A 20,413-nucleotide genomic window follows, 5' to 3' on the forward strand; every position below is an offset into this window, starting at 1 on the left:
TCAGTGTCCCGAAAAGGCGTCAACGGGGAAACCCGCCGCCTTGCATCTGGCTCATCATATTCTGCAGGTCCTGCATTCCCTTTTTGCCGGAGAATTTCTTCGCCATCTTCGCGGCGTTTTTGAACTGCTTGAGCACCTTGTTCACCTCCATCTGGCTCAACCCCGCCCCCTTGGCGAGCCGTCGTTTGCGGCTGTTGTTGAGAAGATCGGGATTTTCGCGCTCCTTCGGAGTCATCGAGCTGATCAGTGCTTTGATCTTTTTGATCTCGCCGGAATTTTCCAGGTCGAGGTCCTTGATGGCGCCGGCCATCTTGCTCATTCCCGGAATCATGCCGATCAGCGATTTGAGCGACCCCAGCTTCTTCATCTGCTCCAGCTGCTCCAGAAAGTCGTTGAAGTTGAACTGCCCTTTTTTGATCTTCCTGGCGACACGTTTCGCCTCTTTCTCGTCGATGACGGCGGTGGCTTTCTCCGCCAGCGACTCGATATCGCCCGCCCCCATCAGGCGGCCGACGATCCGGTCCGGAATGAAAACCTCCAGGTCCGGCATCTTTTCGCCCGAACCGATGAAACGCAGGGGCACGCCCACCTGTTTGGCGATGCCCAGGGCCACACCCCCCTTGCTGTCCCCGTCGTACTTGCTTAGAATCACACCGGTGAGGCCCAGTTCCTTGTTGAAAGCCGCGGCACTGCGGACCGCATCCTGTCCGGTCAGGGAGTCGGCGACATAGAATATCTCGTCGGGATTGAGCGCCTCTTTGACCCGCTTGATCTCATCCATCATCTCCTGGTCGATCGCCAGGCGGCCGGCCGTATCGACGATGAGGACATCGTAATTGCCCTCCTTCGCCTTTTTCAGCGCACGCTTCGCCACTTCCACGGGGTCCTTGATCGATTCGTCGGCGAGTACGTCGACTTCGATCTGGTTCGCGATCTGGCGCAATTGCTCCACGGCCGCGAGGCGCTGAAGGTCGGCGGCCGCAAGAAGCACCTTTTTCTTGCGGAGTTTGAGATAGTAAGCGAGTTTGCCGGCGGTCGTCGTCTTTCCCGATCCCTGCAGACCGGCCATCATGACCACCGTAGGAGGGGTCGGGCTGTAGACGAACCCCTGTTTGCCCGGTGCCGTCAGAATCTCCGTCAGCTCGTTTTTGAGTGCCTTGAGAAAATTCTCTTTTCCGATGCCGGCGAGCTTCGTCTCCCGCTCGACGACACTCAGCAGCTCTTTGACGACCTTGTGGTGCACATCGGCCTTCAGCAACGACTTCTTCAGCTCGCCAAGGGCACGCTTCAGCGCTTTTTCGTCGTCCTTGAAGCGTATTTTGCTGATGGCATTCTGAAAACTGTTGCTCAATGACTCAAACACGGATCATTCACCTTCCTCGATTGGTTTCGGACTCTGCAGGGTCTATTCAAAGTGCGGCATTTTACCTTATATAGACTTTAATTTTAATTAAATATAAGATTGCATCGCCCGGAGGCAACAGACGACACCCCCTGCTACCTGCTGATGAAAACATCGAATCCTTTCGGCTCTTTCGCTTTGAAATCGTATCCCAGCAGCTTCAGCTCGAGAGCGTGCAGAAGCATGCGGTTGGTCTGGGCGGAGGTGAGACCATACTGCCGGTCGCCGATGATCGGATGACCGACGCTTTTGAGATGCAGGCGGATCTGATGGGTCCGGCCGGTCTCTATGATGACCCGGAGTTTGGTTTTGTGCCCCGAAATCATGATCGGTTCGATGTGGGTGATCGCCTCTTTTCCCTTGCGGTCTATCTTGCTGTAGGCGTGGCCGTTGTGCTTGATCGTCTTGATCGGTTTGTCGATCGTCATCGGTTCGCTGACGATTCCGTCAACCCAGCAGGTGTAGACTTTGTAGACGGCGCGCGCCTTGAAAGCTTCGAGCGCTTTCTTTTCGAACGCCTTGGTTTTGGCAAGCAGCAGCACGCCACTGGTTTCACGGTCGAGACGGTGAAGAAGCTTTGCGCCCCCAAACTCCCTCGCAGCCTCGTCGCTGGTCAAGAACGCCGGCTTGTTGAGCGCCATGACCTCGTCGTTTTCGTAGAGTATCTCGACTTGATGGAGTTTGAGAACACGGAATTTCGTATCGACAGGGAGCTCTCCCCGCGCGATAGCCACCTTTTTGTTCCCCACATAGACGACACCTCTGTCGATCAGCTCTTTTGCTTTGGAGTTCGACAGCCCCATCTGTACAGCCAGCAGTTTGTACGCTTTCTCTTTTTCCATCCGCTGTTTCCTCTTTTATATTACCCTTCTTTGCAGCCTCGATGCATCGCGACCCTTTCGCACAACACACTGCTTTGCGACGCTTTGGCGGGATGATCGAGCGACGCGCCTCTCCGCGCGGCGGAAGAGATTTTTTCCGACAGCAAAAGGTTGTTCACGATGTTGTATCCTCAATGAACCGCATCAGTTTCTCGCTCTTTGGAAAGCGGATGCGTTTGCGCTTGGAAGTCTCTCCCGAAACAAAACGCACCTCGCTTTTGGGGACTTTGAAGAGTTTGGCGAGAAACTTCACAAGCTCTTTGTTGGCCGCCCCCTCCACCGCCGGCGCCTTGACTTTCACCTTCAACGTGTCGTCAAATACACCGGCAATCTCGTTGCGGCTGCTTGCCGGCCGCGCGCTGATGAAAAGATCGACATGATCGGTTTGGATATCATACCACACTGCGGATCTCCTCGAGTATCGGCTCCAGCGAAAGGGGGGTCGAAAGATGCAGAGGCGATGCGGCGAAGGCACGCTCCAACCCATCCTCGAGGCTCTCCAGTTCGCAAAAGACCGCCCCCTCCACCGCATCGAACATCGCTCGTTGGTTGAAAATGTGAGGACCGGTGACCAGCCGGCATCCAAAGGGCACCGCTTCGGCGGGATTGTGTCCGCCCACGGGTACGAAAGCACCGCCTAGAACGACGATGTCGGTGATGGCGTAGACATTGACCAGCTCCCCCATCGCATCCACAAGGGTGATGGCGTTTTTAAAACCCTCTTTTTCACTGAATCGGCCGAAGCCGAGTCCGTGCGCTTTCGCCTCCCGTGCCAGCAGGGCGGCCACTTTTTCGAACCGCTCCGGATGGCGCGGCACGACGACGAGCTTCGCATCGCTGTGGCGGGCTCTCCAGGCGATGAAGGCGCGAAGAATCCCCTCCTCTTCCCCTTCGTGGGTGCTGGCGGCCGTCACGACGGTGCCCTCCGGTTTTTCGTACCGTTTCGTCGGCTCGGGCAGCTGTGCGAGTTTGATATTGCCCGTCACACGGATGTTGACGGCCCCCAGCTTTTCCAGCCGTTTTCTGTCCTTTTCGCTTTGGGCGAAAACCACGTCAATCCAGGAAAAGATTCTGCGGTAAAACCATGCGAAGCGAAGATAGCTTTTGTAGGACCGGTCGGAAATCCGTGCGTTGATCAGGAGGGTTTTTGCCCCCCGGCGCTTGGCCAGACAAAATAGCAGATACCAAAGCTCCGCCTCCATGACCACCAGGGCCTTTTGAGGTTTGAGCCAAAACCACAGCAGCGGCTCGAAAGGGAGGTAACGCACCGCTTCGGCCATCTTTTTCGCCTGGGCATATCCGGTCTGCGTTGTTGTCGTGATCGCCGTCTCGTCCCTCTCAAATGCCTCGATGAGCGGTTTGATGGCACGCGTTTCGCCGAAACTGCAGGCATGGAACCAGATACGGTGCGCCGGCAGCGGAGGGTTGCGCCAGAGAAAGAAGCGTGCGGGAATGGATTCTCGGTACTTGCGCTTGAAAGAAAAAAGAAGGAGCAAAGGGATCGAAACGATGTACAGAACCCACGCAAAAAGGGTATAGACAAATGTGAAAATCATGGCTTCAACACAAAAAGGCGCCGTTGGCGCCCCCATGACCGCACCGTGGGAGAGAATTATTCAGCGGTCTCTTCTTCTTTCTGCATTTCAAGGTAGAGAATGCGTCCGCAATGCGGGCAGGTGGTGATCTCCTCCCCTTTGATCACTTCCGCGTAGGTTTTGTCGTTGATCTTCATGAAGCAGCCCATGCAGGCCTGTTTGCGTACCGGAACGACGGCCGTATTCTTCGCCCATCGGCGGATCTTGTCGTAGAAAGCGAGAATCTTCTGGCTCATTTTCGCGACCAGCTCCTGCTTCTGCCCGAACAGCTCCTGCTTCTGCTTCTCGATATCGGCGAGCTCCTTTTCGACCTCCTCTTTCAAAAGGGCGCTCTTCTCTTTCAGGGCTTCCAGCTCCCCTTTTTTGGTTTCGATCTCCGCTTTGCGGGTTTCGATCAGATTTTCGAGACGTTCGATCTCTTCGTTGGCAAAATCGAGCTGTTCCCTGGCGATCTCCTCTTCGAGCTGGAGCGCTTTGATCTCTTTCTCGGTTTTCGCTTCCGCCGTCTTCTTCTTGTTGGCTTCGAGTTTCTCTGTAAGTTCCTGGATGTGCAGATCGTTTTTCGCCTTTTTGAGCTCGGCATCCCGGATATCCTCTTCAAGCTCGAGAATCTCCCGTTCGACGGCGCTTTCTTGCTCTTCGACTTCCGCGAGTTTCGCCCGTGCTTTGGCAATTCTCGGTTCGAATGCGTCAATAGCCTGGTCGATTTTGGACAGTTCTATAAGCTCTTCAAGATGCTTGTTCATGGATGGTTTTTCCTTATCAGATGTAGGTGAAGGGGTTGATTGATTGTGCAATTATAACCGGAATCGGCAAATTTTTCAAATAGGGCGCCAGCGCCTCGGCGAAATACTTTTCACTCTCAAAGTGGCCGATATCGGCCATCATCAGCCCCTTCGAAAGCGCTTTCATCGCATCGTGGAATTTGATGTCGCCGGTGAGAAAAAGGTCGGCGTCGAGGGTGTCCATCAGCCCCGCGCCCGCGCCTGTCGTCATGGCGACCCGGCGCACACTTTTTTTGTTGCCGACGATGCGCATCTGTCCCAGTCCCAGTCTCTCTTTGATACGCTTCAAAAGCGCATCGCTTCGCCACTCTCCCTCCGTCACGCAGACGAATCCCTCGCAGTAGGCGACATCGAAGCCCAGAACCTCTTCGAAAACGTACCGGTTCAGATGGGTCTGGTCGAAGTTCGTGTGCATCGCGATCATCGCATGGTTCTTTCGAACCATTTTCCGCAGCAGGTTGGCCGGGTACTCGTTCCACAACAGCCGCTTGAGGCCCGAAAAGATAAGCGGATGGTGGAGGATGAAGAGGGTGTTCTCCTCCGCCTCTTCGATCATGCCCTCATCGATATCGACACTCAAAACGATGCGTGCAGCCTCCTGCCCTCTTTCGCCAAGAAGCAGGCCACTGTTGTCCCAGGATTCCTGCAGCTCGAAGGGGCTCAATTCGTCAAGACGCTCATAGATTTCTGCGATGGTCATCGAAACTCTTTTTGCAACTCTAAACCGAAAATTGCGGCATCCCGCACTCTATGCCGAAAAGGACAAAAGAGAGCAAAGCGGTCACGCTTCGCCACGGATTCGGCGCTCCCGCTCGCCTTCTTGCTCTTTGTACAGTTCGGCGCACCCTTTGGCCAGCTCCCGGATTTTAAGGATGTAGTTGGCCCGTTCGGTGACCGAAATCGCCTTGCGGGCATCGAGAGTGTTGAAAAGGTGCGACGCGATCATGCACTGATCGTAAGCGGGCAGCGGCAGTCCCGCGTCCAGACAGCGGCGGCACTCTTTGGCCGCATCGTCAAAATGGCCAAAGAGCATCTGGGTATCGGCTGTTTCGAAGTGGTATTTCGAAAATTCGTACTCGCTCTCTTTATGGACATCGGCATAGGTGGTCACCTGGCCATCCTTTTCGTTCCAGACGATATCAAAAACCGACTCGACCCCCTGCAGGTACATTGCCAGCCGTTCGGTGCCGTAGGTGATCTCGGCCGCCACCGGATCGCACGGCAGGCCGCCAACCTGCTGAAAATAGGTGAACTGCGTCACCTCCATGCCATCGAGCCACACTTCCCAACCCAACCCCCAGGCACCCAGGGTCGGCGATTCCCAGTTGTCCTCGACGAAGCGGATATCGTGCCGGCTCAGATCGAGCCCCAGATACTCCAGGCTTTTGAGGTAGAGGTCCTGGATGTCGTCGGGGCTTGGTTTGATGAGCACCTGAAACTGGTAATAGGCCCCCAGTCGGTTCGGGTTCTCCCCGTACCGGCCGTCGGTTGGGCGGCGGCTGGGCGCCACGTAGGCGGCCGCCCACGGTTTGGAGTCGAGGCTTCTTAGCAAGGTCGCCGGATGGAAAGTCCCCGCGCCCGCAGGAATGTCGTAGGGCTGAACGATGTTGCAACCCTGCCGGGCCCAGTAGGTCTGGAGCTTGAGAAGGAGGTCGGTGAATGTGATCATCTGATATCCAATGCTTTCTTGATTTTGGGTTCGTCGAAACCGCAGATCCATTGACTGCCGATCAGAACCACGGGCACACCCCGGCAACCGTGGCGTTCACAATCTTTGGCCGCCTGTTTGTTGGTGCTGATATCGATCGTCTTGAATTTGATGTCGTTTTTCTTGAAGAAGGTTTTGGCGCGTGTACACCAGACGCATCCCGGTGACGTGAAGAGAACCACCTGTTTCTGGCGTTTCGGTTTCGCTTCGGCCATGGCACACCTCCTGCTGTTTGGAATTTTTGTGGAATTATATCATTTCAATCGCCTCAAGAATGGTCTGATACTGAAACTGACTTGCCAGATTCTTCAACATCGCGGACAATTCGGGATCTGTTGCTTCTATTTTTTCGATCACGTCATCGATCCGTTTCGCATCCAGCAGGATCACCACATCATGGAGTTCTCTCAAACGCGCTTTATCCAGCTTGTACAATCTCTTTTTCAAAGATTCCGTATCAATCGTCTCCAAACTGCTCTCTTCGTCGTTGCTTTCGTTGGAGCGGTAAAGGTAGGTCAAACCCAGATATTTCTGCATCGTCTCATAAATCTTTTTCACACTGTAGGGTTTGGCGACAAAATCGTCCAGACCGACTTTCAAGATCCGCTCTTTTTCATCGGAGAAGACGCTGGCGCTGAGTCCAACGATCTTAACGCGATCTCCATCCGGAAGGGAACGGATGATTCTGGTCGCCTCTTCGCCATTCATAATGGGCATTCGATTGTCCATCCATATGAAATCGGGATGCCAGGTTTTGAAACGTTCCACCGCCTCTTGCCCGTTGGTGGCCGTGGCCACCTGCAGTCCCAGCGACTCGATCTGGGTACGCAGCAGCAACCGATTCTCCTCTTTGTCTTCGACGATCAGAATCCGTTTGTCCCGATCCTTCTTGGAAACACCGACGATCTCTTCATTTTCCATCTTTTCGAAGCTATGCGTCATTTTTTTATTTTCATCGCATACCTCGGCAGGGATCATCGCACGGAAGGTGGATCCGACATCCTCTTGACTCTCGACCTCCAACTCTCCTCCCATCAGGCGGACATACTGCGAAACGATCGACAATCCCAGGCCCGTACCGGTTTTTTCGGAAGCGCTTCCGACCTGGATAAAGGGTTCGAAAATTTTCTTCAGGTTTTCCCTGGCGATACCCACCCCCTCATCCTGCACCTCGATCACCAGCTTTCCGTCTCTATAGCCGATATGAAGCAGAACGGTCCCCTTTTCACTGTATTTGACGGCATTGGTGAGAAAATTGATGAGAATCTGTCGTATCTTCTTCTCGTCTGCGAGAATGCAACCGGGTAGGTTGGAGGCCACTTTCGTCTGCAAAGAGAGCTGTTTGCGGTGGGCACGCACTTCCATCAACAGAACAATATCTTTCGCGATGGATACAGGGTCGACAGGACCCTTTTCCACTTTCACTTTGTTCGCTTCGATACGTGAGAGGTCCAGAACGTCGTTGATCAGCGTGAGCAGGAATCGTCCGCTTCTGTGAATGATGGAGAGCTTCTCCCTCTCCTTCTCATCCAAATCACGATCTTTGAGCATCAACTCCGAAAATCCAAGAATCGCATTCAGGGGGGTACGCAGCTCGTGACTCATATTGGCCAGGAAGACCGATTTGGAACGGCTGGCATACTCCGCCTCCTCTTTGGCACTTTTCAACTCCGATGTCAGACGCTGGAAGCGTCTGTGCATATAGAGCCCGTAAAGAAGAAAGAGGATCAGTAGTCCGATAATGGCGGCCAGGTAGTAGAGTATCGTACTTTGCTGCGCAAGTTTCAGGTTCTGTTTTTTTATAACAGCCTGATGGTGAAGAATTTCGGCTTTGACGGCCGCGATTTTTTCCCTTTGGGCTCGGATGGTGCGATCGAGTTCGGCGATGGTGGCTTTCTGGGTTTCCAACGTTTTGGCCCGTTTCACAATTTGCCGTTCCTGACGCTCCAGTTTCTTTTCACGCTCCTTCAGAAGTTTTTGACGTTTTTCGATCTCTTTCTCCAGTGCGGCGAGTTGCCGCTCTTTCGCTGTAACCTGTCGCTCTTTCTCCTGCAGCCGCCAACGTTGTGTTTCCAGTCGTTTTTCTGTCGAACGTAATTTTCTTTCATTCTCTGCAAGCTTCTTCTCTTTTTTGCGATATGCCTCCGTCAAGGTTTTGAATTTCGATTTCAGTTTTTCAATCTCCTGCCGTTTCGACACGATCGTCTCCTGGAGTCTCCGGTTCTGCTGCAGCAATCGGTTGTATTTCAGCTCCTGTTCTTTCAAGGCCCGTAAAGAGGCCTCGAAAAGCCGGCTGATACCAACTTCGCTGCCGCCTGTCAACAGAATCTCTTTCGATACATGCAAACGATGCTTTTCTATGTTTTCCCTATTGATCTGAATCCGGGCTCGGTGCCTGCTGTCGAAATAGATATTGATCATGATCGATTCAGCAGAATCGGCATCGCCGGTGATCAGCAGCAGCGGCAGAGACGCGGGAATCATGCGATAGATTTGAGGAACCTCTTTCGCAAAAGGCCGGTCGACAAAGAGGAGATGATAGTTTTTCAGTCGGTTTGGGTCGATCCTGTCAAGTGAAACCACTTCGACGGAGAGATCGTGAAGCTTAAGATTTCGTGTCATCGATTTCAAGCGCGGATAGATCCGTTTTCGCCCCTTTTCATAGACGGCGATCACAAACTTTTCTTTTTTAAGAGCGGTATACGGCCATCTCGTATTTTTTGCGAGCAGATAGATATAGGCGGATATCAGATCTTCGTAACTTCTGGGATTTTCGTAGCGTATCTTCGATGCATCGCTGACCATGACCACCGACAGCACCATCAGGGCCATCAGCCAGACTTTTTTATAAAACCACATACAACAACCTATCTTTTCTGATATAATCGAATATATTCAATTTTTGATTAGAGCATTCCTAATGAGATACGCTTTTTTTCTTTTCTCTCTCTTATTCTGCATGAATGGCTGGAGTGCTGATGAACTGTTTGATCTCACATTGGAAGATTTGAGCCAGATACCCATTATGGAAACGGGTGCCACACTCACCGAAACGGATCCCAGAACATCCCCCGCTTCCGTTACAGTCATCACCCATGAACAGATCGTCCGCGCCAATCCGAAAAATCTGGATCAACTGTTGGAGATTTACGTTCCCGGATTGACCTACTCCCACAGTGTCCATGGAGATCAGTTGGGAATCCGGGGAATCATAAGCGACCGTAACAACAAAATTCTGCTACTGGTCAACGGCAGGCAAATGAATATCAAAGCCGCCGACGGCGGCGCGGCGACGGAACGGTGGTTTTCGCTGCTGGGGGACATTCGCCGCATCATGGTTTACAGCGATCCGGGATCGGCCGTCTTCGGCCCCGGAGCCATCGCCGGCGTCATCAATATCGAAACTTTCAGCGGTAGCAATTATGAGGGCACCGATTTTCATATGGAAGCGGGCGCCGTGGACGAGCTTCTCTCCGCGGAGGTCCGCCACGGACAGAAACTGGAGAACGGATTTTCGCTCTTTCTTTATGCGGGTATTGACAAAGCCCATGGAAGTGAAACGGACCATGCCCACCACAAACTGGCTTTCGACTTGACCAACCGTCCCTGGGATACAGATAAAATTCTGATTCATGCCAACAAAAACATGCCCATCGAAACGACCCGTATCGGTCAAAGTTTTCACGACCAGCCCAGGGAAAAACTCCACATGCAACTCGATGGAGAAAATTTCACACTCTGGGGCCGATGGACGCAAAGCGGTATCGCCATGCCCTCCGGTCAACACCGTTATGCCGTATTCGATCCGAAAGATTTACGTGATACGGGAGCAAAAAACCGTCAAGCCACGTTATACGGTCAATATCACTCGACTTTGTCGGATAAAGTCGATATAACATCATCCATCAGTTATATGCAGACAGACGTGGATATCAATACGGCGCAACAACCGACACGAGGCAAAAAATGGGTCGAAAAGAACACCTATCTGGCGACTTTGGCGCAGATCACCCCCGATTCAAACCATCTGTTCGCTGTGGGTTGTTCCTACTCCTACAACGATTTCAAACATTTCAACCAACCTTTTTTAGAAGTGATGGAGAGAAAATGGTACTCCGATATGCTCTCCTTCTATGGTGAATATCAATGGATCGTCAACGACAGATGGACCGCTTTTTTTGGAGCCAGGGCAGACAAGCACCGCTTCACACAATGGATGTTTTCGCCACGCATTTCCGTCGTTTACCTCCCCACTTCCTACGATACGATCAAACTAATTTACAACCACTCTAATCGCCATTCGGACGATTACGATCTGCTCCTTCAACACGACCTGTTGGATCAGAAAGGGGATCTGGAGACAATCGACCACTACGAGATCATCTACGATCACCGATTGGACAGCAGCTGGAAATTCGAGTCCTCTTTTTATTTCAACGACCAGAATTTGGTCGCCTACAACAAAAACAAGAAGCTGCAAAGTCATCTGGGTCGCCTGAGGATATGGGGTATCGAAGCCTCTTTTCACTATAAAACGGACGATTACGAATTCGATCTCTCCCATACATTCACCAAACTGGGCGATTTCGATCTGGCCGACACCGATCTTGATACCCAATTTGTCAGTGCGATGCCCTATGGATACGGCCACGACCTGATGGCATGGGACAACCATATCACCAAAGCCCGTCTAACCTGGCATTTGCAAAAAGGGCTGGAATGGTTCAACAGTCTGAGAATCTTGTGGGGAAAACCGGGAGCCGTGGATATGGCCGATTACAATATGGATACCCACCATTACGACCCGAAAAGTTCCGATTTCTGGAAAGAGAACGATTGGGATCTTTTGAAACTGCCCCTCTACAAAGACTCCAAACGGGCTTTCGGACTTTCAGCCTTTTTGGATATAGGTATCATCTATCGTCCCAACAGGCATTGGCGTTATGGTTTGCATATCTACAATCTGCTGGGACTTTTCGACGACGACCTCAACAAACGCAATTATGTCAATATACCCAGCCATACCATCGATGAACCGGCATCGGTAGCGATCGATGTTGCTTACTCTTTTTAGAAAAACGCCAAAGCCGCTCTTCCTCAATCCTGCAATCGGGCTCTGATATCCACGAATTCGTCGAAATTGTCGAGAAAAAGATCGAGGAGTTTCGGATCGAACATCCTGCTGCGGTTCTCCTCCATAAAATTCCTGGCTTTGTCGATACTCCATGCTCTCTTGTAGACTCTGTCATGGGTCAAAGCGTCGAAAACATCGGCGATGCAGACAATACGCCCGGCGATACTGATCTCTTCCGCTTTTTGTCCGTACGGATACCCTTTACCATCCCATCTTTCATGATGATCCCGTGCGATAATCGCTGCGTAGTGAAGAATGGGTTGGGTGGAATCTTTGAAAATTTCGTACCCTTTGATCGCATGGGTTTTCATGATTTCCCACTCCTCGGGCGTAAAAGAACCCGGTTTGTTGAGTATATGATCGGGAATGGCGACCTTGCCCGCATCGTGCATGGGTGCCGCCTTGTGAATCAGTGTAATCTCCTCTTCACTCAAACCGTACATCGAAGCGAGACGTTTCGAAAATTCGGCGACACGCACGACATGTTTGCCCGTTATATCGTCTCTTTTTTCAAGCAAAGCACCCAAAACAACAATCATTTCATCCTGGGTATTTTGCAACTCATCGTTGAGTGTGCGAATCTGTGCTATTCCCTCTTTTACCCGCTCTTCCAGATTGTGCTGATAGTCGTTGAGCTGTAGATGGGTCTTAACCCGCATCAGCACCTCTTCTGCGGCAAAAGGTTTGGTGATGTAGTCGACGCCTCCCTCCCGAAATGCACGCACTTTGGCTCTCGTATCCTCCAGAGCGCTGATGAAGATGATGGGGATAGAACGGGTTTGGGGATCTTCTTTGAGACGATGACACACTTCGAATCCGTCCATCCCTTCCATCCGGATATCAAGGAGAATCAGATTCGGTATCTTTTTGGCGACGCTTTTGAGTGCCAGTTCCCCGTTGGAAGCCAGACGAACGGTGTACCCGTTTCTTTCGAGAATCTCTCTGAGCAGTTGCAAATTCTCCATCCGGTCTTCAACAATAAGTATTTCATATCCCTTGTTCATCTCATTCCTCACTTAGGTTTCCAGTGAAAGGGCGTTCATGATATACATCTCCAGGTTCGCACCCGTTACGCCCCGCTCGATCGCGTCGTCGTAGAACTTCGCCACCTTCGTATGATAGGTCCCGTAGTCGTAATAGGGAAAGTGAATCTCCCACGCCTTTTTGATCATTTTTTCCGCCATCTTCTCCATCGTCCACTGTTTGAAAATCTGCAATACACCGAAAAAGAAGAGCGTGAAGAAGACTGCCAGAATGATGGCGATGTGGCAGTCGATTTTCGCAAGAAGTTTGTGAAAGAGAAGCGCGAGGGGAATCAATACGATATTCCAGACGACGATCATGAAGAGATAGGCGCGTCCAAGACGCAGTTTGACACCCGGTATCTGCCCCTCCAGCGGCATATTGTCTACCAGAAGCTTATTCGCCTTCATCAATTCGTTGAAACGCATCGGATGTTTCGGCTGGGTATAGAGAAAAGGCAGCAGCTTTTCGTCGATCAGTTTCTCAATCATTGCACTCCCCCTTGTAACAGATAATCTCCCCCACGCTTTTTCCCAGCGAAGCGGCAACCACGCTGCATTTTATCTTCAGCAGATAAAAGGTCGGGCGCGTGGAAGTGTCGTTGAGCGATTCGTAGTTTCCCATCCCTTTGGATATGACAAGATCGGCCTCGTTGTAGTGCCTTCGCATCGTTTCGCTCATCCGCGAAAGGTCGAGTCCCGGCGTATCGACGCCGCTGTCTATGATCACAGCCACCTCGTCCAGGCCCGCTTCCTTCGCCTCCTGGAACGTCACGTCGTTGATGATCGGCACACCCCGTACCACGTAACCGAATCGGATATCGGGATAGAGCCGCTTCAGTTCACGTATCAGGAGTTTGTCGAAGAGGTGTTCGCCGGCATTGTCGCCGATCACCAGCACGTTTCGGGCCGATTCGAGCATCTGCCGCAACCGAGCGCTGTCATCGATAGCGAAGGGGGTCTCGAAAACTTTCGCCACCTCCTCTTCCAGGTCGAATTGCTCCGTCGCCGCCAGGTCGATCACGTTGCCCGCCACAGCCGCCTTCAATGCGGCATGGAACCTGTCCACACTCTTTTCGATGGTCGCTTCGATAAAGGGAATGAAGGCCCTGGCATGCTCCGTCGCCTCCCTCTTGAAATCGCGATAGATGTCATCGGTCCGCAGTATCTCTGCGATCATCGGATAGACCCGGGCTGCCACCTGAGGAGGGGTCTGGTCAAAAGACCATGCGGGTACATCGCATCCGACCCTGTCTAGAACCTTTTTCGTCGTATTTCTGTCGACACCCAGTGTCTCGCATACTCTCAGCGCCTGGGAGAAGATGCAGGCAACGCACTCGGGCGTCATTTTCATGAGCGGCGTCCCGCGTGCTTTTCGACCATCTTGCCCCACATCAGCTTGTATTTACGTTTGACGAACTCCAGCTCCTCTCTCGTGGCATTGAGTTCGCCGGTGAGAGTTTCGATCGTCCGCCTATCTTCGTCGTAAAGCTCCTGCATCGACATCAGCGCCTCTTTGAGAAACTGGTTCTCGTTCTTGAGAGCTTCGAGGGTCTCCTCCTTCGCGTCGACGACCTTCTCGTGCATCGAAAGAATCGTGCCGATCGTCTTTTCAACAAACTGCAGCCCGTCTCCCGTCTCCATATCGACCCTGAGCACTTCGCCCTTCAAATTGCCGCTTGAGGTCGGCAGATTGCCCTGGGCTTCGGCTCTGATGAAGATCTCTCCATCCTCCTCTTTCGAGTCGACCATACCCCGATCGATCAGATCAAGCACCTCATCGAAATCTTTTCCGACCAGTTTGGCATAGGCCCGGATATTCAGCCATGTACTCATTGCAACTCCTTCTTTTCACGGACGGGTGGATTGGGGAACCGACGCTGCATAAACATCAAACTCGGCGGTTCATTCGGCGATCAGAACTTCGATCTCCGCCGAATCGGTCTCGACCTTCTTCGCTTTGGCCAGACGGTCTTCGGTGAGCTTCACCTTCAGTTCGTCATCGTCGATGGCCAGAATCTGCATCGCCAGGTAGGCGCTGTTGATGGCGCCCGCTTTGCCGATAGCGAGTGTCGCGACAGGCATGCCAGCCGGCATCATAACGGTACTGAGCAGCGCATCTTCCCCGCGCAGGTCGGAAGAGCTCATCGGTACGCCTATGACCGGCTTGATCGTCGTGGCCGCCACGGCCCCCGCCAGGTGCGCCGCCATGCCGGCTGCCGCGATGAAGACGACCGCGCCGCGCTCTTCCGCCTCTTTGATATAGGTTTTGGTCCTCTCCGGGCTTCTATGCGCCGAAGAGATGATCAGTTCATAGGGAACACCGAACTTCTCCAGCGTCTTGCCGCACTCTTTCATCACCTCGTAATCGCTCTTGCTTCCGATAATAATCGACACAAATCGCATACTCTTTTCCTCCTTTTTCAAGCTGCAGGGCGAAAATCAGACGATCTGGTCTTCGCTCTGCAGCGCATCCGGCTGGTCGTGCTGTTTTCTGAAATCCTCTTCGTCGCAATAGACTTTCTCCTCTATCGTCAGTCTGAAATCCCCGAAATCCTTTTTGAGCACGAACCCAAGAAAATAGATCGACGCGAAAATGCCTACTCCCATGTAGATCAAATTGCCGATGGCCGTGATCAGGGATTTCTCCATGCCCAAAAATCCGGCCAAAAAAGCGAACACCGTGATCAGCACCAGCGAGCCGACGAAGGTGGCGACGACGGTACGCCACTGCCACGCCCACCATATGCGCAGCAGCCTGCCGCGTGTAAGCTTTTCATTCATCGAGAGGCTTTCTCAAAAAAGTGAAAGGCGGCAGAGGAGCGGGCAGGAGTATCGGATTTTCGTTGCCGCTGTGGATGCACTCGTAGGTTCTGCCTTTGGGCGTCTGAAGCTTTTTCATCTTCAGCCACCAGCTTCCGTCGGACTTTCTGAAAATCGTGCCCCGTTCGTTTTCGACCTCCCGGGCAACGGGTTTGGGCGAGAGGATCTCCATCTCGTCCCCTTCGCAGACCCTGTCCTTGACAAAGAAGGCCATCCCCGCCTCGTCCACCAGCGCTTCGACCTGATGGGTTCCCTCGCTGATCGAACTCTCCAGGCTCTGCGTCCCCTCCCTCTCGAAGGGGCGGTGGATCAGGTAGGCGTCCGTAAAGCCCCTGTGCTTCGTCGTATGCAGCTCCTTTTGATACTTCCGGGCATCGAACCGCCCCGCGTAGAAATCGTCGATCGCCTGCCGGTAGGCGTGGGCTGTGACCGCCACGTAGTAGGGGCTCTTGGTGCGCCCTTCGATCTTGAGCGAATCGACGACGCCGGAGGCGAGAATCTCGTCGATATGGGAGGCGAGGTTCATGTCTTTGGCATTCATGATGTAGGTGCCGATCCCCTCCTCCTCTTCAAGCCGGAACGTTACGCCTGTTTCGGGGTTTTCCGCATAGAGGACATAGGGAAAACGGCAGTCGTTGGCGCAGCTCCCCCGATTGGGGACCCGGCCGCTCTGCAGGGAGCTGATGAGACAGCGCCCGCTGTAGGCAAAACACATCGAGCCATGGACGAAGACCTCCAGCTCAAGATCAGGCAGCGCCTTTTTGATCGCCTCCAGATCCCGCAGGCTGATCTCCCGCGCCGCGATGATCCGGCTGACGCCGATTTCGTAATAAAACTGCGCATCCAGCACATTCATCACGTTGGCCTGGGTCGAGAGGTGGATCGGAATCTCCGGCGCCACCTCTTTGGCCATCTTCACAAGCCCGGGTGTGGCGATGATAAAGGCGTCGGGCCCCATCGCCGCCATCTTCTCCATGTGGCTGCGATAGAGTTCGAGTTGCGAATTGAAAGGAAAACCGTTGATCGTGACATAGACCTTTTTGCCCCGCGCATGGGCGTAGTCGATTCCCTCCTGAAAGGATTCGTAGGTGAACTCCTTGCCGCTTCGGATACGCAGGGAAAAGTGGCTCACTCCCCCGTAGACGGCATCGGCGCCGTAGGCGAAGGCGATTTTCAGCTTTTCAAGATTGCCGGCGGGCGAAAGCAGCTCAACCATTCTTTTCGCCTCCTCCGAACTGGGCGATCAGCGCTTCGATCTCCTCGTTGGAGAGCACCTCTTCCGTCCCTTTGTCGCCATGGATGTGGCGTGCCGACCGGACGCGCTTGCCATCTTCGATCTTCCCTTCGAAGAGTGCGCTCAGATAGCGGTTCAGCGCCCGCATGATGTTGATGACCCTTTCGATCTTCTGGCGGTGGATATCCTGGTACTGCATCGTATCCATCGCGCCGAGAATTTTGCTGGTGGCATCTTCGAGCGTTTTCGTCGACTCGTCGGCGAGTTTGTGCAGAATCACCGCCTGCGTCGCGGCGCTGCCGAAACGCTTGATGTGGGGGAATTTTTTTCGCAGGGTCATGAAAAGCTCTTCGAAATCCTCTGCGATCACCTGCATTCTCTCACTCGCCGACAAAGCCTCCTCCACATCGTTCATGATCCCTTCGAGTGCATCGAAAATTTCACCCGCTTTCTCCTCCGAATCGCGGGTCACGTCATCGAGCTGCTCCACGACACGATGCTCCCGGGTCGCCGGCGGCGGTGTGATCACCTCCTCTTCCAGCACATCGTCCAGTGAGACATCTTCCCCGTCTCTTTCAAAATCTCTGTCGAGGATCGTTCCGTTGTCCGACAACTCTTCCGATTCCATCTCCAGCTCTCCCGCCATGATGGCGTCAAGCTCTTCTTGTGTCATTGACCTCCTTTGGTCGTACAAAATCCTTTTGATTATAGTGCGTTGTTCATTATAGGAAAATTATCGTCCCATTTCAATACGATTGACTACCGCATAGAGCGTGGGCAGGTAGAAAAGGTTGAGCATCGTGCCCCAGATGAGGCCGAAACCGATCGCCACGGCGATCGGCTGGAGAATGACCGCCTGCCCCGTCGCGAAAAAGATCAGGGTGAAGAGCCCGAGAAAAGTGGTGATGGAAGTGATGAGGATGGGACGCAGGCGCAGCACCGCCTTGTTAAAAAAGGTTCCCGCATCGTGGGTGCCGTGGAGAAAATCGAGCATGATGATGCCGTCGTTGACAACGACCCCGGCGAGTCCGAGGATGCCGATGACGGAAGGCATCGAGAGGTTGATTCCCAGCAGCAGGTGTCCGGCCAAAGCGCCCAGAATCGAAAAAGGAATGACCGACATGACCATCAGAGCGTATTTGATTTTCGAGAAAATAAGCAGCAGGGCGATCAGAATCAGAAAGAGTGCCACCACGGTGGCATGTTTCATCTCTTTGGCGAGCTGCCTGTTTTTCTCTTTCTCCCCCATCAGGTGGATTTTAACACCTTCGGCTTTGACACTTTCTAGCAGCGGCACAATGGCGTCGAGAACGTCGTTGGCCGTCGTTTTTTGTTTGTCGATCGTGGCGAAGACCGTTTTGACCACCTCCGCATCCCGTTTTTTTATCTGCATAAAATCCCGTGACTTGACGAAGTCGGCGATCTCTTTGAGTTTTACGTATCGCCCATTGGGAAGGGGATAGTCGAAATCCTCCAGCCGTTTCAGATCGTCTTTGTACGTCTCTTCGGTACGAATTTCCACCACCCCTTCTTTGCCGAAAGTCATCGCCTGGCGCCGTGTAAGAAAATAGCCAGAAAGCAGACGCGCCACGTCGCCTTCCGTCAGCCCCAGACTCTCCCCGTAGTCGTTGACGCGTATCTGCCACTCCATCTTTCCGTACTGAAGATTGTCGCTCACCCCCCTCACGCCGGGCACCGCGGCGAGCGCCTTTTTGACACGCTCCATCGCTTCGACGATCGTTTCGTCGTCACTTCCGGAGAAATTGATCTTGATATCGTTGCGGATAACGCCGATATGACGCTGCCTGACCCCGAGCTCCTCGAGATGGTACCTTTCCCTGAATGGGGCGATGATCATTTCGATCTTTCCGGCCAGTTCGTAGGTTGTGAGCCGCCGCCGTTTCTCGGGGTCGTTGAAATCGAAAGAGAGATTCAAAATGGGGTTGAGGTAACGGTTGATCCAGTCGGTATCGACAAGATCGTAAAGCTCAAGCGTCACGTAGAAAGAGCCGTTGTCCTTTTCGTTCTCTCCTCCCATCGTGGTCCGTGATCCGGCCACCGCGGAAACCGATTTGAGGCCCAGTTCCTTCCTGTGCTTCAGCAGCACCGCCTCGATCTCTTTGGCCACCGCGTGGGTCTTTTCGATCGGCGTATTGAGATCGGTCCGTCCCGTCACGTAGATGAAACGGCTGTCGAAGGATGGAAAAAACTGGAAATGGATCTGTTTGATCATCAGAAACGTTGCCAGCGGAATACCGACGATGAAGAGTGCCAAAAAGAGCTTTTTGTGTCGGACAATGAATATGAGCGACCGTTCGTATCTCTTCTGCAGAGGTCTCCAGTCCACGACGCTTCCGCCCTGTCTCAAAAACTCTTTGGCATGAAGGGGAAGGAAGAGGAAACTTTCGATCAGCGACCCGAGCAGCACCATGATGACGACGATCGGAATCAGGATGATGAAATGGGAAATCTCTCCGGAAAGAAGGAAAAGGGGCAAAAAGGCGACCACCGTCGTTACCGTCGCCAGTGTCACGGGAAGAATCATCTCCCGCACGCCGCGCAAAACGGCAAGATGGCGTTCCATCCCCTCGTCGATATAGCGTTGGATATTCTCGGCCACCACCACCGCGTCGTCGACGACGATGCCGATGACGATCAGAGCGCCCAGCAGGGAAACGATGTTGATCGTATATCCGGTGTAGTAGATGAAGAGCAGGCCGATGGCAAAGGAGAAGGGAATCCCCATCGTCACGATGGCGGCGATTCGGAAATTGACCAGCAGCGTCATCGTGACGAATATGAGTATCAGGCCGAACATGATGTTGGAGACGATGACATCCAGGCGCTTTTTGATCGGTATCGAGGAGTCGTGATAGATGTCGAACACCACCTCGGGGTACCTCTTTTTCAGCCTTTCGACAAGTTTTCGCAGCGTTTTGGAGAGGGCGATGGCATCGCCTTGCGAGGCTTTGTAGATTTTCAGCGTCACATTGTCGAGCGTGTTGAAGGAGGAGAGCGTGGCGCTTTGGGCCAGTCGCCGCGTCACTTTCGCCACCTCCCCCAGCCGCACCGTTTTTCCGTCGACAGTAAGGCGGGCATCCTCCCACGCCTTGGGATCCTTTTTTCCGTGGACCGTCGATAGAAAAACATAGTTGCCCGGCTCTTCGATGTTTCCGACCGGATAGATATAGGAGAGATGGGAGATGGCACCAAGCAGCGATTTTGGGCTGATGCCGTAGGCCGCCACCGCGTCGGAGTCGATTTTGACGAGAATCTCCTCGTCGGAGTCGCCGTAGATTCTCACTTCGGCGATCCCCTCGGTGTGCATGATTGTGCGTTTGACGCGCTTGGCCACGTCGATGAGCCGCTTGCGGTCCAGCGTTTTGGAAGCGAGCGAAAGGGAAAGAAGGTCCCGCTTGCGCGTCAGCAGCGTCGCCACCGGCTCCACCATGTCGGCCGGAAGGTACTGCCGGCTCGCCGCGATGGCGTCTTTGACCTTGTTCAGCACGTCGATGGCGTCCGCGCCGTCTGCGAGAGTGACGATGATATCGAAGCGTCCGGGGACGATGATGGTCTCGGTGGTTTCGATGCCGCTGATCCCCTCGATGGCGTCTTCGATATCCCGCACCGCCATCTTGTCGAGTATTTTGGCGCTGGAGCCCGGGTAGCCTCCGGAGATGTCGATCATGTCGAGCGTGACATCGGGAAAGAGTTCTTTGGGAATATCGCGGTAGGCGTTGATGCCTGCGATCAGGATGAAAAGCAGCAGCACATGGTTGAGCCGCTTGTTGGTGAGAAAATATTCGATGAACCGCATCCGTGTCATACT

At 53.3% G+C, this 20,413-nt stretch carries 18 protein-coding genes and 1 pseudogene; 1 reads left to right on the top strand and 18 read right to left on the bottom strand.

The window, feature by feature from the left end:
- Positions 1-19: 19 nt before the first annotated feature.
- From ffh to JMG82_RS05935, 9 genes are all read right to left on the bottom strand, one after another.
- Positions 20-1,363 carry a signal recognition particle protein gene (gene ffh, locus JMG82_RS05895; protein ID WP_201351810.1) on the bottom strand — a complete coding sequence of 448 codons (1,344 nt, stop codon included), beginning with the start codon at positions 1,361-1,363 and terminating at the stop codon, positions 20-22.
- A 134-nt stretch (positions 1,364-1,497) separates the two neighbouring features.
- On the bottom strand, positions 1,498-2,244 hold the full coding sequence (locus tag JMG82_RS05900) for an RluA family pseudouridine synthase (protein ID WP_201351811.1): 747 nt from the start codon (positions 2,242-2,244) through the stop codon (positions 1,498-1,500).
- Between the two features lie 154 nt (positions 2,245-2,398).
- The gene (locus JMG82_RS05905) at positions 2,399-2,686 is read right to left on the bottom strand and encodes a DUF167 domain-containing protein (RefSeq protein WP_201351812.1); all 288 of its coding nucleotides are present in this window, start codon (positions 2,684-2,686) and stop codon (positions 2,399-2,401) included.
- Complete coding sequence (gene waaA, locus JMG82_RS05910) at positions 2,676-3,839, bottom strand: lipid IV(A) 3-deoxy-D-manno-octulosonic acid transferase (RefSeq protein ID WP_236579104.1); 1,164 nt, start codon at positions 3,837-3,839, stop codon at positions 2,676-2,678. Before waaA ends, JMG82_RS05905 begins: the two co-directional genes overlap by 11 nt.
- A gap of 56 nt (positions 3,840-3,895) precedes the next feature.
- Complete coding sequence (locus tag JMG82_RS05915; protein ID WP_201351813.1) at positions 3,896-4,624, bottom strand: zinc ribbon domain-containing protein; 729 nt, start codon at positions 4,622-4,624, stop codon at positions 3,896-3,898.
- Positions 4,625-4,640: 16 nt separating this feature from the next.
- Positions 4,641-5,363 (bottom strand): Nif3-like dinuclear metal center hexameric protein, encoded by a 723-nt coding sequence (locus JMG82_RS05920; protein WP_201351814.1) that lies wholly within the window; start codon positions 5,361-5,363, stop codon positions 4,641-4,643.
- 81 nt (positions 5,364-5,444) lie between these two features.
- Entirely contained in the window at positions 5,445-6,332 is an 888-nt protein-coding gene (gene glyQ, locus JMG82_RS05925) for a glycine--tRNA ligase subunit alpha (RefSeq protein WP_201351815.1), read from the bottom strand.
- Positions 6,329-6,586, bottom strand: a complete 258-nt coding sequence (locus JMG82_RS05930) for a glutaredoxin family protein (protein WP_201351816.1) — start codon at positions 6,584-6,586, stop codon at positions 6,329-6,331. Before JMG82_RS05930 ends, glyQ begins: the two co-directional genes overlap by 4 nt.
- A 34-nt stretch (positions 6,587-6,620) precedes the next feature.
- A complete protein-coding gene (locus JMG82_RS05935; RefSeq protein WP_201351817.1) occupies positions 6,621-9,230 on the bottom strand; it encodes a YfiR/HmsC family protein in 2,610 nt (869 codons plus the stop codon).
- A gap of 139 nt (positions 9,231-9,369) precedes the next feature.
- Between JMG82_RS05935 and JMG82_RS05940 the strand changes: the two genes are divergently transcribed.
- Positions 9,370-11,445, top strand: coding sequence for a TonB-dependent receptor plug domain-containing protein (locus JMG82_RS05940; protein ID WP_201351818.1), 2,076 nt, complete (start codon positions 9,370-9,372; stop codon positions 11,443-11,445).
- Between the two features lie 23 nt (positions 11,446-11,468).
- Here the strand turns inward: JMG82_RS05940 and JMG82_RS05945 are convergent, their stop codons facing one another.
- From JMG82_RS05945 to JMG82_RS05985, 9 genes and pseudogenes are all read right to left on the bottom strand, one after another.
- Entirely contained in the window at positions 11,469-12,509 is a 1,041-nt protein-coding gene (locus JMG82_RS05945; protein WP_201351819.1) for an HD-GYP domain-containing protein, read from the bottom strand.
- A gap of 12 nt (positions 12,510-12,521) precedes the next feature.
- Complete coding sequence (locus JMG82_RS05950) at positions 12,522-13,019, bottom strand: hypothetical protein (protein ID WP_201351820.1); 498 nt, start codon at positions 13,017-13,019, stop codon at positions 12,522-12,524.
- The gene (locus tag JMG82_RS05955) at positions 13,012-13,881 is read right to left on the bottom strand and encodes a damage-control phosphatase ARMT1 family protein (RefSeq protein WP_201351821.1); all 870 of its coding nucleotides are present in this window, start codon (positions 13,879-13,881) and stop codon (positions 13,012-13,014) included. The genes JMG82_RS05950 and JMG82_RS05955 overlap by 8 nt, the downstream gene beginning before the upstream one ends.
- Positions 13,878-14,363 carry a DUF3972 domain-containing protein gene (locus tag JMG82_RS05960; RefSeq protein ID WP_201351822.1) on the bottom strand — a complete coding sequence of 162 codons (486 nt, stop codon included), beginning with the start codon at positions 14,361-14,363 and terminating at the stop codon, positions 13,878-13,880. Before JMG82_RS05960 ends, JMG82_RS05955 begins: the two co-directional genes overlap by 4 nt.
- Positions 14,364-14,432: 69 nt before the next feature.
- On the bottom strand, positions 14,433-14,933 hold the full coding sequence (purE, locus tag JMG82_RS05965; protein ID WP_201351823.1) for a 5-(carboxyamino)imidazole ribonucleotide mutase: 501 nt from the start codon (positions 14,931-14,933) through the stop codon (positions 14,433-14,435).
- A gap of 36 nt (positions 14,934-14,969) precedes the next feature.
- Positions 14,970-15,311, bottom strand: coding sequence for a hypothetical protein (locus JMG82_RS05970; RefSeq protein ID WP_201351824.1), 342 nt, complete (start codon positions 15,309-15,311; stop codon positions 14,970-14,972).
- Positions 15,304-16,566, bottom strand: a complete 1,263-nt coding sequence (locus JMG82_RS05975) for a peptidase U32 family protein (RefSeq protein ID WP_201351825.1) — start codon at positions 16,564-16,566, stop codon at positions 15,304-15,306. Before JMG82_RS05975 ends, JMG82_RS05970 begins: the two co-directional genes overlap by 8 nt.
- Positions 16,559-17,104 (bottom strand): annotated as a pseudogene (locus tag JMG82_RS05980) (chemotaxis protein); the annotation flags it as partial. The pseudogene JMG82_RS05980 and the gene JMG82_RS05975, both read right to left, overlap by 8 nt.
- A 213-nt stretch (positions 17,105-17,317) precedes the next feature.
- Complete coding sequence (locus JMG82_RS05985; RefSeq protein ID WP_236579105.1) at positions 17,318-20,410, bottom strand: efflux RND transporter permease subunit; 3,093 nt, start codon at positions 20,408-20,410, stop codon at positions 17,318-17,320.
- Positions 20,411-20,413: the final 3 nt, after the last annotated feature.

The sequence above is a fragment of the Hydrogenimonas urashimensis genome (assembly GCF_016593255.1).
In the GTDB taxonomy this organism is placed as follows: Bacteria; Campylobacterota; Campylobacteria; order Campylobacterales; family Hydrogenimonadaceae; genus Hydrogenimonas; species Hydrogenimonas urashimensis.

Coding starts and splice junctions, on each gene's coding strand:
- JMG82_RS05900 (WP_201351811.1), bottom strand. CDS start 2,244: ATGGAAAAAGAGAAAGCGTACAAACTGCTGGCTGTACAGATGGGGCTG.
- waaA (WP_236579104.1), bottom strand. CDS start 3,839: ATGATTTTCACATTTGTCTATACCCTTTTTGCGTGGGTTCTGTACATC.
- JMG82_RS05915 (WP_201351813.1), bottom strand. CDS start 4,624: ATGAACAAGCATCTTGAAGAGCTTATAGAACTGTCCAAAATCGACCAG.
- JMG82_RS05920 (WP_201351814.1), bottom strand. CDS start 5,363: ATGACCATCGCAGAAATCTATGAGCGTCTTGACGAATTGAGCCCCTTC.
- glyQ (WP_201351815.1), bottom strand. CDS start 6,332: ATGATCACATTCACCGACCTCCTTCTCAAGCTCCAGACCTACTGGGCC.
- JMG82_RS05930 (WP_201351816.1), bottom strand. CDS start 6,586: ATGGCCGAAGCGAAACCGAAACGCCAGAAACAGGTGGTTCTCTTCACG.
- JMG82_RS05935 (WP_201351817.1), bottom strand. CDS start 9,230: ATGTGGTTTTATAAAAAAGTCTGGCTGATGGCCCTGATGGTGCTGTCG.
- JMG82_RS05945 (WP_201351819.1), bottom strand. CDS start 12,509: ATGAACAAGGGATATGAAATACTTATTGTTGAAGACCGGATGGAGAAT.
- JMG82_RS05950 (WP_201351820.1), bottom strand. CDS start 13,019: ATGATTGAGAAACTGATCGACGAAAAGCTGCTGCCTTTTCTCTATACC.
- JMG82_RS05955 (WP_201351821.1), bottom strand. CDS start 13,881: ATGAAAATGACGCCCGAGTGCGTTGCCTGCATCTTCTCCCAGGCGCTG.
- JMG82_RS05960 (WP_201351822.1), bottom strand. CDS start 14,363: ATGAGTACATGGCTGAATATCCGGGCCTATGCCAAACTGGTCGGAAAA.
- purE (WP_201351823.1), bottom strand. CDS start 14,933: ATGCGATTTGTGTCGATTATTATCGGAAGCAAGAGCGATTACGAGGTG.
- JMG82_RS05970 (WP_201351824.1), bottom strand. CDS start 15,311: ATGAATGAAAAGCTTACACGCGGCAGGCTGCTGCGCATATGGTGGGCG.
- JMG82_RS05975 (WP_201351825.1), bottom strand. CDS start 16,566: ATGGTTGAGCTGCTTTCGCCCGCCGGCAATCTTGAAAAGCTGAAAATC.
- JMG82_RS05985 (WP_236579105.1), bottom strand. CDS start 20,410: ATGACACGGATGCGGTTCATCGAATATTTTCTCACCAACAAGCGGCTC.